Origin of the sequence: Rosettibacter firmus, assembly GCF_036860695.1 — a bacterium.
Classification (GTDB): domain Bacteria; phylum Bacteroidota; class Ignavibacteria; order Ignavibacteriales; family Melioribacteraceae; genus Rosettibacter; species Rosettibacter firmus.
Map to the genome: position 1 here is coordinate 607648 of NZ_JAYKGJ010000001.1, position 13723 is coordinate 621370.

Below are 13723 nucleotides of genomic sequence, written 5' to 3' on the forward strand. Positions count from 1 at the left end.
AAGGAGAACTTAAATAGATGCGCCTATTCGAGAATTTAAATATTAACTTCATGAGTAAAAGAACAACATTCTATGTTGTTTCTTCTGCAATATTATTGATTGGTTTACTCAATATTCTTTTTCGTGGACTTCAATTTGGTATCGATTTTAAAGGTGGTACAGAAGTAGCAATTCAATTCGAAAAACCAATAGACATTGCAAAAATAAGAAATGAAATTGATAAAATTGGTCTTGGAAATGTTGAAGTCAAAACATTTGGTGGATCAACCGGTATATTATTAAGAACTGAGTTGCAGGAATTACCATCGAATGTAATACCAAAAGTAAAATCAAGAATTGAAACAATAATTGCAAATACTTTGCCCGGTGTTAATAAAAAAATCATTGATTCTACTCAAAATTCTATTACATATAACTTCCCGGATAATCAGTCTGCAGAAATTATAAATAATAAATTATTTGAAGCAGGTTTTCAAACTGTAAAAGTTTCTGAAGAACAATCTAACACAGCAATAATTGTTCGTCTTGGTATTTCTGACTGGATAAAAGAAAATCTTGCTGAAAAATTCAAAGATAATCCATTTAATGTACTTAAAGAAGACAAAGTTGGACCAAAGGTTGGTAAGGAATTAAAGACCGATGCCGTAATCGCAGTGATGTTATCATTAATTGTTATTTTAATTTACTTGGGTTTTAGATTTAAATTTACATTCGCATTGGGTGCTGTAATTGCACTATTCCACGATATTCTTATTACACTTGGATTATTTGCAGTGTTATATGGAGTAATACCTGGATTAAATTTAGAAATCACAGTAAGTGTTGTAGCTGCATTTCTTACATTAGTTGGTTATTCTATTAATGACACTGTAATTGTATTCGATAGAGTACGTGAGCAAATGAAATTGCATAAATCTCTGTCTTTAGAAGAAAATATGAATCGTGCTATAAACAAAACAATGAGCAGAACTCTCATAACTGGATTTACAACAATACTAACCATAATTATACTATTAATATTTGGTGGCGAAGTTTTACGAGGTTTTGCTTTCGCTTTGTTTATTGGTATGATAACTGGAACTTATTCTTCAATTTTTGTGGCGAGTGCTTTTGTGCTCGAAGTAGCAAATAGAACTAATCGTAAAATTGAATTTTAATCCCCCCTGATTAGAGACGTCTTTACGGCGTCTCTTTTTTTATCTAACTTTCATTATAAGACAGGTTATATCATCATTCTGTTCTGCACCACCTATAAATTCATTTACACTTTCTTTAATTTTTTCTAAAATACTTTCAGGTTCATCTTTGGAATTTTCTAAAACTAATTTTTCAAGTCGTTCGTCGGTATATTCTTCAAAATTTTTATTCATCGCTTCGGTTATACCATCTGTAAACATAACAATTACATCATCACTTTCAAGTTGAATGGTTTCGGAAACGTATGTAACTGTAGTGGGAAGAAAACCAAGAATCATTCCCCCTTTCTTTAATTTTGTAATTGTTGAATTTCTTATCAACAAAGGTGGATTATGACCTGCATTAACATAGGTTAATTGTTTGGTTGAATTCTTAAAAATACACCAGAAAAATGTTATAAAATTTCCCATCATTGTATTTTCTACAACTAAGTCATTAATCAAATTAGTTGCTTCGTTCAAAGGAAGTTTTTGTTTACAAATAGATTTTAAAAATGCCTGTAAATTTGCCATTAAAAGTGATGCAGATACTCCCTTCCCAGATACATCTGCTATGGCTATAAGAACATTGTCATCATCCAGTTTAACAATGTCATAATAATCTCCACCAACAATTTTTGCAGAAATATTATAAGCCACTAAACTTAAATTTGATAGTTCAGGAATTGTTTTTGGTAAAAGATTCTTCTGAATATTTCGAGCTGTCTCAAGGTCTCTTTCCATTCTTTGTTTTTCGAGCATCTCTTTAAATAGTTTAGCATTTTCAATCGAGAGAATTGCTAAACTACCAAGTGAAGAAATAAATTCGATATCTGTTTGTGAATATGGCAGATTATTTTTTCTTTTACCAAGTAATATTAATCCTTTAGTTTCACCTTTTATTTGCATTGGTACAATTAATTCAATACCAGCATTATAAATTGTAGAATAATTTTTCTTTAATTCATTTGAAAGAACTGGTTTATCAAATTTATTTGCCAGACATTCATTCAAAAAAGTTTTTAAGTTATTTTCATTAAAGCTACTTTCAAGAAAAGTATAATTATCTTTTTCACAAACTATAACAGCATAATTCGATACAAGCAGATGACCAATCAACGTATAAACTAAAAGTTTCCCAATTTTATCTGGTTGAAGTATTCCACTGAATTCTTTACTTAAATCAAAAAGAGATTTTAGTTGATTAACTTTGGTATCTAATTCCCTATTTACACTTTTGAGTTTATTTACAATAAGAGAATTTTCAATAGCAGTAGCTCCTACATTAAGGATTGTTTTTAAAAATTCTTTATCGCTTTCATCATAAGGAAGATTAGTAAACTTTTTACCTAATATTAAAATTCCTTTTACACCTGCAGAAGAATTTATTGTTTGTAAAATTTCAAAACTATTAGAAATTAGATATTCATTAAATTCTTGTTTGTTATAAATTTCTTCGACTTTTAGAGCTGGAAAAGATTTTATTACATTTTCCGATACACCTTTTGATGCTTTAACTTCTAAAATCAATGAATCATTAACCAGTGCTATTATTCCTTTTGTAGTATGAAATTTACCAAGGCATGTAAGCAGGATATTATTTAATGTAAAATCTAAATCAAGACTTGAGTTTATAAGATTACTAAAGTCTATAAGGGCTGAAAGATTTCTTAAGGCTGTAGTATTATCTAATTTTTGCATTTCTTAATTTTCAAGCGATTTAACCAAAACCACCTGATTTTTATTATCCCCGAGAGTAGAATAAATTACTTCGTCCATTAATTTTTTCATAAGATACATTCCCAAACCACCAACTTTTTTTTGTTTGTAATATTCTCTTACGTCAGGCTCTGGAATAGTATCTGGATTAAAAGTTTTTCCGTGATCTATTATTGTTACAATAAATTTCCCATTATTTACTTTTATAGAAATGTTAATAATTCCATCAGGAGAATAATTATAGGCGTGCTTAATAATATTTGTACATGCTTCGTCTACTGCTAATACTATTTTTTCAATAGTATCTTCAGAGAATTTACATTCTACTGCTGCATTTTTTGTAAATTCCCTTACCTTCGATAGATTCTCTGTAGTACTCTCTACAACAAGTATTTTTTCAAAATTTTTTTTCAATTGATTCAAGACTTTTCCTGATCTATAAATTTTTTTATTGCTTCTTTTTCGTCTTTATAAAATTCATACAATAGTGGAAATCCAAGTAAATCAAAGATATTATATACATTGTCTTTAAGATTAGTAAATTTTATATCACCATTATTCTGACGCATGGTTTCAATATATGCCATAAAAACACCAAGACCTGCACTGCTTATATAATTTAGTTCATTAAAGTTAACAACAACGCGAAAATTCTTTTCTTCTAAAAGCTTATTGAAAACACTTTCCAGCATTGGTGCTGTATGTGCATCAAGATAACCTTTAACATCAATTATGCTGACGGATTCAAATCGTCTAAGATTTACATTAAAATCTGCCATTTACTTCTCCAATTTTTTTCTTGATTTTAAATCAAGATATTATTTTTTATTTGAGTTCCACCTGAAAAGTACAAGAGTAATATCATCGTGTTGTGTATTATCTTTTGAGAACAATGTTAAGTCTTTTATAATTTCGTTTGATATTTCATCAATAGATTTACAACAATTTTTTTGAATTATACTTTCAAATCTATCATAGCCATAATCTTTATATTCTGCATTCTTAGCTTCTGGTATACCATCCGAGTAAAATGCAACAATATCTCCATCTTTAAGCTTAATTTGCATTTCTTTTAAAGTATTTCCAAATACATTTGCATAGTCAAGTCCAAGTCCAATACCTGATGGAAGTAATCTTTCAGTCTTATTTTGTGAACAATAAATTGCAGGAGGATGCCCTGCTCTTACAAAATTCAGAATACCATTTTTTTTGTCTATTATTCCATAAACAGCAGTAATAAAACTTTTTTTATCAAGACTTTTTTTAAGAATATCATTTATTTTTATTAACATTTCTCTTGGTTCAAAAATTATTTTCGATAATGATTCAAAAATTCCTTTAATCTCTGCCATAATAAATGCAGCAGTTATTCCTTTACCAGAAACATCTGCAACAGCAAAACCAAGGTTATTCTCATCAAGTTCAAAAAAGTCATAATAATCTCCACCTACTTCGAATGCTGGTATAAATAATGCAGATATTTCCAACTCACTTGATGAAGGAATTTTATGAGGAAGAATTTTTCTTTGAACATCTCTTGCTACATCAAGTTCTTTTTCTAATCTTTCTTTTTCAATTGATTGAGCAATTAACTTAGCATTCTCAAGTGCAACAGCAGCATAATATGCAAATGCTTGGATTGAACGTTTATCTTCTTCGTCAAAATTTATTTCGTGTTTTCTTGCAGCAAATAAATAACCATTTATATTTCCATGTACTTTTAGAGGTGCAATTGCAATGGATTTATATTCAATTGGAGTTTCCTGAAATAATTGATTTAAATAACTATAATCCAGTATTTGAACATCATCAATAAGTTTAATCTTTTGAAGCGTTACTTTTGTAATGTTATCTGCATCAACATAAGCAATATTTTTAACTGAATTTAATTCATAATTATTTTCTTTTATAGTAATCAGCCAGGCAGAATACGAGTTACATACTTTTGTAGTTATTGAAGTAATTGTATCTGCAAGTTCTTTAAAGTCAAAAACCTGTGTAATTAATTTCGTCAAATCCATAAGTGAAGAAACTTCTTCAGATTTTCTATCGAATGCTGCAGCTGTAGGTAAGTGAAACAAAGTGGTAAAAAATATTATTCCAAAATAAATCATACCATAAATCATAACTAAACTATAAATGGAATAAAATCCAGATGAAAAATTAAAAAGTAAAATTTTTGCTGGTGCGTTTTCTGTAAGTAAAGAAAAGTTAAGTCCAAAAAGAATTGAAAGAATAATTGATATAACTAATAAATAGACCTTTTGCTTTTTAGTAAGAAATGCAATCCAGGAAACTTTTAAGGAATTCAAGCAAATCAAAACTATTGAAACAACATAAAAAGCATCGTGAATATAATCATAAGATGCATTTACAGGATTTAGATCCGAAATAAAAGTTAAAGAAAAAAATGCCAGCATGGTATTGAAGTAAATTGATTGATCTTTAACCTGTCTCAAAAAAAATAATGTTCTGAATGTTGAAAAAATATAGATAGCAACAATTACAAAAACAAAATCAATGGCTATAAATATTAATGAATTGAAAAAATTTGATTGAACACTATCCTGCACGCTTTTCCCGAGAAGTGCATTTGATACAGAAATAACAAAGAATATGAGTGCTCCTAAAATTCCAGTATTTAATACTAAAGAAAGTGGAGTTTCCTTTTTAGTTTCTACTATTGTATTCACATAATTGAAAAGAAAATAAAGAACACCAAAAACCAGCAGTTCATTTATTATAAATGGAATTAAAGAAGTGTTGATGGGTATAACAAGTTTATAAACTACAAGTAATATCGATATAATAATCGTATTCTCTAATTTATTAGCTAAATATATTTTTGAATTCAATTTACTTATAGTATACATAATTATACTGAAATTAGTTGATCACTTTTTTAATTACTTTCTAAATTTTTTATTAATAGAATCTGAATAATCGTTTTCAAATTGTTTTACCATCGAATCTATTTTTTTACCGAACTCTTCCCAATCTTTTGTTTTTTCAAATGCTTTTGATTGTTTATTTATAATATCGACGGGGTTTATGAATTTAAACTCTTTTATTTTTTTTGTTTCTTCTTTCCTTTCATGACTCTTAATTTTAATATTTAATTGTTCATTAAGTTTTTTTAAGGCTATATCTAATTCTTTCATTTGCACTTCGACATTTTCATTAAAGTCTGGAATCATGTTCTTTAGTTCAATCGGGATATTAATTATTATTTTATTTGAATCAACAATGGAAGATAATTTTTTCAATTTATGTTCATTCATATCAAAATTTAATTCAACACTTATTTCTTTACTATGTTGATTCCCGAGTTGTGGAAATCTAATATCTCCACTTAAATAAAGCTTTGATGTATCGGGTACAAAAGATTTTTTAAAGATTGAATCGGGGGTTATAAAAATATATTCTTTGTAAGGTCTTTTTCTAATTTTAGAAATAAATTCAGTTATATTAATTTTATTCCGAATATCATGATTAAATATTTTTTCGAGATTAACTCGGTTTAGTTTCAATAAATAATTTATTAAATCGGCAGCAACAACTTTTTGTAAATCTATTAATTTTGGATTTATAGCCAGTGTGTTTTTATCGTTTGCCAATATTGAAACAGTAATATCGTTCTTATACGAATTCAGTATTGAATCGATATCTTCTTTTTCTTTTTTGTTAATTCCAAGGTCTTTAATAAATCGTTCATAATTTTCAGTATTTTTATTAAAAGGTAGAGTCTTTATTTCAAATACTGTTTTATTTTTATCGTCTTCTGTAATTAAAAGTACTTTATCTTTATTTTTATCGATAGGGATTGTATTGAATAAAGCAAAATTGAAAATATCTTCGGTAGTAATCTGCGATTTTGAAAAAATTGGATAAAGATTATCCATATAAAACGAAACTAAGTCTTTTTTCCCTTCTTCTATTAAGTTTCCAACTTTTTCTTTGTTATAACGAAATATTAGTATCAGTATTAAAGTTAGTAAAATAATTGGGGTTACTGGTAAATATTTCTTAACAATATTTTTTTCATTCAATTCAGAATTCATATCAAAATCTTAATTCTTTTTGAAATGGTTCTAAAATTATTCTTAAACTTTCTCGTGCTCTAAATATTCTTGATTTAATTACGCCAACATCAGTACCAAGTTGATCAGCTATTTCTTTATAACTAAGTCCATCAATATCTCTGAGAATGAGAGGTATTTTTAATTTTTCTGGTAATTTATCAATTGCCTTTCGCACTAATTGTGGAATATCAATATTTTCTGAAAAAGTACCAGATGAATATTCCCTATCGGAATCACTTAATGGAACAAAAATACTTCTAACCTTTTTTTTACGTAAATAATCTCTGCACTTATTAATTGTTATTCGATATAACCATGTTGTAAATTTAGATTCAAATCTAAACTCACGTAATTTATGATAGACACTTATAAAAACATCCTGAGAAATATCATCAATCCCTTCGGTATCACCAAGTGTAATAAAAATTAAATTTCTCACTTTATCTCTATGTTTAATTACAAGAGTTCTAAAAGTTGATTCGTCGCCATCAATAAAACTTTTTATCAGATCAAAATCTTCATTTTCAACAGCAGTATTTTCAAGTTTTTCATTATTTTGTTCTAAAGTCATACTTTTAGACGATAAATAAATAATAATGTTATATTAAAAAAATTTTAATAAGCTCTATCATTGAAAGTAAAAATATTTTATTTTTACAATAGTATTCAATAACTTAACTACCAATATATATAATTTATTTTTTATAATACCCAGCAAAGATTTTAATAATAATTTTATCAAAATATAGAATAAAAAATTAATACCAGGAGTAATTATGAAAATAAAAACTTATGAAAAATATGGAGCAGTAGTAATTGAACTCAAAGGAAATGTAATGGGTGGTCCTGAAGCTCAGGAATTTAGTAACCTATTACATAAACTATTAGATGAGGGGAAGAAAAATGTAGTTGTTGATTTAGCCGATTGTAAATTTATGAATAGTTCTGGATTGGGAATGTTAATCAGTGGTTATACAACAATGAAAAATGGAGGAGGAACTTTAAAATTAGCTAATGCCACAGAGAAAATTGAAAGTCTCCTTGTTATTACAAAATTAATAACAATATTTGAGCATTATACATCTGTTGAAGAAGCTGTCAAAAGTTTCAGTAATCAATAATAGGATTTGAATTCAACTGATGTAATTTTATCCTTCCTTTGAAATATTATACTGGAGTTAAAGAAAAATGAGTGTTACTGTAGTAGTTGGAAGTCAATGGGGCGACGAAGGAAAAGGTAAGATTGTAGATTTACTTTCAGAAAAATATGATATAGTCGTACGATATCAGGGCGGAGCTAATGCTGGTCATACAGTTAAAATTGGGGATAAACAATATATCCTTCATCTAATTCCATCGGGAATTTTAAGGGAAAATGTTATATGTGTTATAGGGAATGGTGTTGTAATTGATCCAAAAGCACTACTGGAAGAGATAGAGTTTTTAGAAAATAATGGCATCAGTATTAAAGGAAGATTATTTATAAGCCATAATGCACATCTGATAATGCCATATCATAAATTACTTGATTCAATAAGTGAAAGTGGAGCCGGAAAAATAGGAACTACAGGAAGAGGCATTGGTCCCTGCTATATTGACAAATATGCAAGAAAAGGGATAAAAATAGTTGACCTGTTAGACAAAGCAGTTCTTGAAGAGAAAATAAAATTTAATATTGAAGAAAAAAATAATTTATTGAAAAAAGTATATAATCACGAAGAATTAGATGTTAATCAAATTATTAAAGAATACCTTGAATTCGATAAAAAAATTGATCAGTATATTACTGATGTTCCATCTTATTTGAATAATGCAATTGCTGAAGGTAAATCAATATTACTGGAAGGTGCACAGGGTACTTTGTTAGATGTCGATTTTGGAACTTATCCTTATGTTACATCTTCCAATCCAACATCAGGTGGTGCATGTACCGGTACTGGTTTACCTCCTACTAAAATTATGTCTGTAATTGGAATTGTTAAGGCTTATACAACAAGAGTAGGACTTGGTCCTTTCCCAACTGAATTAACAGGCGAAGAAGGGGAAAGATTAAGAAAAACTGGACTTGAATACGGTGCAACTACTGGAAGACCAAGACGTTGTGGTTGGTACGATGCTTTTCTTGTAAATTATTCAAGAATGATTAATGGAATAGAAAGAGCCGCAATTACAAAACTTGATGTACTCAGTTACCTTGATGAAATTAAAGTTTGTATTGGTTATGAAATTAATGGGAAACGATTAAAATCCTTCCCTACAGATGTTAACCAGCTCATGAAAGTTAAACCTATATACGAAACATTACCTGGATGGAAAAAAGACATTTCCAGTATTACACGTTATGAAGATTTACCAGACGAAGCCAAAAATTATCTCTCTTTTATATCAGAACAGAGCGGCTTCGAAATTAGCATTATTTCGGTTGGACCAAGCAGACAACAAACTATTGAACTATAATTGCATTTTCACTATTATCTCCCAGAAAATATTCTTAATAAAATATCAATATGAAATTTTTTAAAAGCTCTTTTGCTTTTACATTAAAATTATTACTGCTAATTATTGGATCTTTAATAGCACTCGGCACCTGGTATTACACTCAAACACTTGTAAATAAACTTCAGAAAAGAGAAAAAGAAATTGTAGAACTTTATGCTAAAAGTCTCGAATACATTACAAGCACTACAACAATGGAAACTGATCTTACTTTTATATTTCAAAATATTATTCAAAGAATTGATTTCCCCTTAATATTAACTGACCAAAACCATCAGCTTATTTCAAGTGAAGTCGGGATAGGATATAAAAATATTGAAATAAAAAAAGGCTTATCAAAAACACAGATTAAAAAAATATTAAATGAGAAATTAGAAGAACTTAAAAGTAAACATCCTCCTATAAGTGTCAAAACACCAGATGGAAAAGTAATTCAATATTTATATTATGGCGATTCAGAAATAATAGAGAAGTTAAAATATTATCCATATCTTCAAATTTTGTTTGCCATCTTCTTTTTAATTATTGCATACTCAAGTTTTAATTACATAAGAAAAAATGAACAAAGCAGTATATGGGTAGGAATGGCTAAAGAAACTGCACATCAATTAGGAACACCTATTTCAAGTTTATTAGGCTGGAATGAAATATTAAGAATGAATTACGATAATCCAGATAAAGTTTTTGACATTGCAGAAGAAATTAAAAATGACCTTAATAGATTAAATAAAATTACAACCAGATTTTCAAAAATAGGTTCACAGGCAGATTTAAAAGATGAATCACCTTACGAAATTATTTTAAAAGTTATTCATTATTTTGAAAGAAGAATTCCACAATTAGGAAAAAATATTGTTTTATCGATTCATGGCGATAAAGAAGTAAAAGCAAAAATTAATCCTGAGTTATTTGAATGGGTTATAGAAAATTTAATAAAAAATGCACTCGATGCTATTGAAAATAAAGATGGTAAAATAGACTTTAATATTTATACTACAAAAAAGTTAGTACACATTGAAATCTCAGATACCGGAAAAGGTATAGAGCAAAACAAGAAAAAGGAAATTTTTAAGCCTGGCTATTCAACTAAAAAAAGAGGTTGGGGTTTGGGTTTAAGTCTATCAAAAAGAATTATAGAAAATTATCATAAAGGAAAAATCTTTGTTAAAGAATCAATTCCTAATAAAGGAACTACTTTTAAGATAATATTGAATCGAAGTAAAAGTGAAATATAAATCAATTGTTTTTTTAATTTTCCACTTTTAAAAAATTATTAACATTTTAAATAATTTTTTTAAAGAGATAAATTTTTCCTTTGCAATTTGTAAATGATTATTTATATTTGCATAGGAAAATCCCTCGACACAAAGGAATTGCCCTCGTTCCTGAGTGTCGGTAACCCTCCTAATAAAAGCATATCGAACTGGTATGGTGTCGCCCTCAGCCATACCAGTTTTTTTTTAAACTTATCAGCATTATTTTTTAAATCTAATTATCAAATTTTAAATTCTGGAGAACAATAATGGCTAATTCAAATAAAAAAAGACCATCATGGGATGAATATTTCCTGAAAGTAGCAATGCTTGTTTCCGAACGTGCTACCTGTCCTCGTATGCATTGTGGCTGTGTAATTGTTAAAGATAAACAAATCCTTTCAACCGGATATAATGGTTCAATTCCTGGAGATGATCACTGTGAAGATGTAGGTTGTATGATTGTTGATAATCATTGTGTGAGAACCATTCATGCAGAAATGAATGCACTACTTCAATGTGCTTTACATGGTGTTAGTACACAGGGGGCAACTGCCTATATAACAAATATGCCTTGTACTAATTGTGCTAAAGCCCTAATAGCTGCTGGTATTAAGGAAATTGTAATTTTTTCGGATTACCATGATACATTAGCCGAAGAGTTTTTTGCTAAAGCAAAAGTAAACATTAAAAGATTACCTATGCCTAATAGAGAAATTAACTACGACCTTGAGAATTATTCATCTGCTAAAAAATTAAAATAATAATTATTAATTGAAACAAAGTATTTAATAAGAATTATAAGTAATTGAAAATAAAAAGCATTATATTCAATTAAAAATTCTATTTCTATTTATGAAACTAACAAAAGATTATTTACAAAAATATTTCAAACCACAATATTATTTTAATCGCGATTTGAGCTGGCTGGAATTTAATCGAAGAGTGCTTGAAGAAGCATTAAATCCAAATTTACCACTATTAGAAAAAGTTAAATTTATCTCTATTTTCTTCTCTAATCTTGATGAATTTTATATGATACGTGTTTCTGGTCTCAAAGAACAAATTAGAGCTAAAGTTTTTGAAACTTCTATTGATGGATTAACTCCTATAGAACAACTCCATCAAATTGAAAATACATTAAGACCAATGCTTCAACAAATTTATCTTTACTGGAATAACTATATTATACCTGAGTTAAAAAAAAATAAAATCTACATATGTAAACTTGATGAGCTTTCAAAAGAAGAAAGAGAGGGATTGAATAATTATTTTATAAAGGAAATTTATCCTATTTTAACTCCACTTGCTTTCGATCCAGGAAGACCTTTCCCATATATTTCTAATCTTAGCTTAAGCTTGGCCATTTTAATTAAAAAGCCTACTGGTGAAAAACATTTTGCAAGAGTGAAAGTACCAAGCATTTTACCCAGACTATTACGGGTGGACAAACTTATCAAACATGATTCAAGAAATAATAATGGTAAAATTAAATTCGTCTGGATCGGAGAATTAATAAAATCAAATCTTAACATGTTATTTCCCGGTTTAGAAGTACTCGAAGCATATCTATTTAGAATTACAAGAAATACTGATCTTGAAATTCAAGAGGATGAAGCAGACGATTTACTCGAGCTTATAGAAGAAAATATAAGACAAAGAAAATTTGGTTCAGTAGTCAGATTAGAAGTTGAAAAGCAAATGCCTGATTATATGATTGATACTCTCATAGAAAATCTGGAAATAACTCGTGATGATTTGCACATCATCGATGGTCCTTTAGGACTAAGTGATGTTATGTTACTCTACGACTTAGCTCTCCCTCATCTGAAAGATAAACCGTTCTATCCTGTAACTCCTCCAATATTTGATGAAGATGAAAATATTTTTTCACTTATTAGCAATAAAGATATTTTAATTATACATCCATACGAATCATTTACGCCTGTTGTTGATTTTATCAAAGAAGCATCTCGAGATCCAGATGTATTAGCCATAAAACAAACACTATATAGAGTTGGTCAAAATTCTCCCATCGTAAAGTATTTAATTGAAGCAGCTGAAAGAAAAAAACAGGTTGCCGTGCTGGTTGAACTTAAAGCAAGATTCGACGAAGAAAACAATATTTATTGGGCACGCGAACTTGAAAAAGCAGGTGTTCATGTAGTTTATGGTTTAGTAGGACTAAAAACTCATGCAAAAATGACACTTGTGGTAAGAAGAGAAGCTGAAGGTGTAAAACGCTATGTCCATTTAAGCACAGGAAATTATAATATTGATACTGCCAAAGTTTACACTGATATTGGACTTTTTACTACCGATGAAGAAATATGTGCTGATGTTTCAGAAATTTTTAATTATTTAACTGGTTATTCAGAGCAAAAAGAATATAGAAAATTATCTGTTGCTCCTATAAATAAAAGACAAACTTTCTTAGAGTTAATTGAACGAGAAATAAAAAATGTAAAAACTTATGGTAAAGGGCACTTGATATTCAAACTTAATTCACTTGTTGATCCTGTGCTAATTGCTTCTCTTTATGAAGCCTCGCGACAGGGTGTAAAAATTGATTTAATTGTTAGAGGAATTTGTTGTCTTATCCCTCAAGTACCAGGATTAAGTGAAAATATTAGAGTAATAAGCATAGTCGGAAGATTTTTAGAGCATAGTAGAATCTATTATTTCTATAATAATGGTAATGAAGAAATTTATTTAAGTAGTGCAGACTTAATGCAGAGGAATTTAGATCGTAGAGTTGAAATTACATTCCCTATTAAAGATCCCGAGCACAAAGCATTTTTAAAAGAACATATTTTAGATACTTGCTTAAAAGATAATGTAAAAGCAAGAATATTATTACCAACAGGGAAATATGTTTTCAATCATCCAGTTTATAATGAATCTCTTGTGGATCATCAAGAATATATGATGCAATTAGTGAATAACAATTATAAAAAATCTCTTGCATCTAAAATTAATAATAAATAAAAATCATATT

General features: G+C 28.4%; 12 protein-coding genes. 6 read left to right on the plus strand and 6 right to left on the minus strand.

Features of this window, described 5'->3' with window-relative positions:
- Positions 1-50: 50 nt before the first annotated feature.
- The gene (gene secF, locus VJY38_RS02645) at positions 51-1157 is read left to right on the plus strand and encodes a protein translocase subunit SecF (protein ID WP_353679117.1); all 1107 of its coding nucleotides are present in this window, start codon (positions 51-53) and stop codon (positions 1155-1157) included.
- Positions 1158-1196: 39 nt separating this feature from the next.
- On the opposite strand, the gene VJY38_RS02650 is transcribed toward secF, so the two are convergent.
- Genes VJY38_RS02650 through VJY38_RS02675 form a run of 6 tightly spaced genes read right to left on the minus strand, consistent with a single transcriptional unit; the run spans position 1197 to position 7547 of the window.
- Positions 1197-2876, minus strand: coding sequence for a GAF domain-containing SpoIIE family protein phosphatase (locus VJY38_RS02650; RefSeq protein ID WP_353679118.1), 1680 nt, complete (start codon positions 2874-2876; stop codon positions 1197-1199).
- Positions 2877-2879: 3 nt separating this feature from the next.
- Positions 2880-3317: an ATP-binding protein gene (locus VJY38_RS02655; protein WP_353679119.1), complete on the minus strand. Its 438-nt coding sequence runs from the start codon at positions 3315-3317 to the stop codon at positions 2880-2882.
- Complete coding sequence (locus VJY38_RS02660; protein WP_353679120.1) at positions 3314-3673, minus strand: STAS domain-containing protein; 360 nt, start codon at positions 3671-3673, stop codon at positions 3314-3316. The genes VJY38_RS02655 and VJY38_RS02660 overlap by 4 nt, the downstream gene beginning before the upstream one ends.
- A gap of 39 nt (positions 3674-3712) precedes the next feature.
- Entirely contained in the window at positions 3713-5749 is a 2037-nt protein-coding gene (locus VJY38_RS02665; RefSeq protein WP_353679121.1) for a GAF domain-containing SpoIIE family protein phosphatase, read from the minus strand.
- Positions 5750-5800: 51 nt separating this feature from the next.
- Positions 5801-6955, minus strand: coding sequence for a hypothetical protein (locus tag VJY38_RS02670; RefSeq protein ID WP_353679122.1), 1155 nt, complete (start codon positions 6953-6955; stop codon positions 5801-5803).
- 1 nt (position 6956) lies between these two features.
- Positions 6957-7547: an RNA polymerase sigma factor gene (locus VJY38_RS02675; RefSeq protein ID WP_353679123.1), complete on the minus strand. Its 591-nt coding sequence runs from the start codon at positions 7545-7547 to the stop codon at positions 6957-6959.
- Between the two features lie 205 nt (positions 7548-7752).
- Between VJY38_RS02675 and VJY38_RS02680 the strand changes: the two genes are divergently transcribed.
- The 5 genes from VJY38_RS02680 (at position 7753) to ppk1 (ending at position 13713) form a co-directional block, all read left to right on the plus strand.
- Entirely contained in the window at positions 7753-8097 is a 345-nt protein-coding gene (locus tag VJY38_RS02680; protein ID WP_353679124.1) for an STAS domain-containing protein, read from the plus strand.
- A gap of 67 nt (positions 8098-8164) precedes the next feature.
- Positions 8165-9433: an adenylosuccinate synthase gene (locus VJY38_RS02685; protein ID WP_353679125.1), complete on the plus strand. Its 1269-nt coding sequence runs from the start codon at positions 8165-8167 to the stop codon at positions 9431-9433.
- A 50-nt stretch (positions 9434-9483) separates the two neighbouring features.
- The gene (locus VJY38_RS02690; RefSeq protein ID WP_353679126.1) at positions 9484-10707 is read left to right on the plus strand and encodes a sensor histidine kinase; all 1224 of its coding nucleotides are present in this window, start codon (positions 9484-9486) and stop codon (positions 10705-10707) included.
- A gap of 287 nt (positions 10708-10994) precedes the next feature.
- Positions 10995-11489 carry a deoxycytidylate deaminase gene (locus VJY38_RS02695; protein ID WP_353679127.1) on the plus strand — a complete coding sequence of 165 codons (495 nt, stop codon included), beginning with the start codon at positions 10995-10997 and terminating at the stop codon, positions 11487-11489.
- A gap of 91 nt (positions 11490-11580) precedes the next feature.
- On the plus strand, positions 11581-13713 hold the full coding sequence (gene ppk1 / locus VJY38_RS02700; protein ID WP_353679128.1) for a polyphosphate kinase 1: 2133 nt from the start codon (positions 11581-11583) through the stop codon (positions 13711-13713).
- Positions 13714-13723 lie beyond the last annotated feature (10 nt).

What these genes read in the sequence shown, in the direction of transcription:
- VJY38_RS02660 (WP_353679120.1), bottom strand. Translation starts at nt 3,673, where the DNA reads ATGGCAGATTTTAATGTAAATCTTAGACGATTTGAATCCGTCAGCATA.
- ppk1 (WP_353679128.1), top strand. Translation starts at nt 11,581, where the DNA reads ATGAAACTAACAAAAGATTATTTACAAAAATATTTCAAACCACAATAT.
- VJY38_RS02695 (WP_353679127.1), top strand. Translation starts at nt 10,995, where the DNA reads ATGGCTAATTCAAATAAAAAAAGACCATCATGGGATGAATATTTCCTG.
- VJY38_RS02650 (WP_353679118.1), bottom strand. Translation starts at nt 2,876, where the DNA reads ATGCAAAAATTAGATAATACTACAGCCTTAAGAAATCTTTCAGCCCTT.
- VJY38_RS02680 (WP_353679124.1), top strand. Translation starts at nt 7,753, where the DNA reads ATGAAAATAAAAACTTATGAAAAATATGGAGCAGTAGTAATTGAACTC.
- VJY38_RS02685 (WP_353679125.1), top strand. Translation starts at nt 8,165, where the DNA reads ATGAGTGTTACTGTAGTAGTTGGAAGTCAATGGGGCGACGAAGGAAAA.
- VJY38_RS02670 (WP_353679122.1), bottom strand. Translation starts at nt 6,955, where the DNA reads ATGAATTCTGAATTGAATGAAAAAAATATTGTTAAGAAATATTTACCA.
- VJY38_RS02690 (WP_353679126.1), top strand. Translation starts at nt 9,484, where the DNA reads ATGAAATTTTTTAAAAGCTCTTTTGCTTTTACATTAAAATTATTACTG.
- VJY38_RS02675 (WP_353679123.1), bottom strand. Translation starts at nt 7,547, where the DNA reads ATGACTTTAGAACAAAATAATGAAAAACTTGAAAATACTGCTGTTGAA.
- secF (WP_353679117.1), top strand. Translation starts at nt 51, where the DNA reads ATGAGTAAAAGAACAACATTCTATGTTGTTTCTTCTGCAATATTATTG.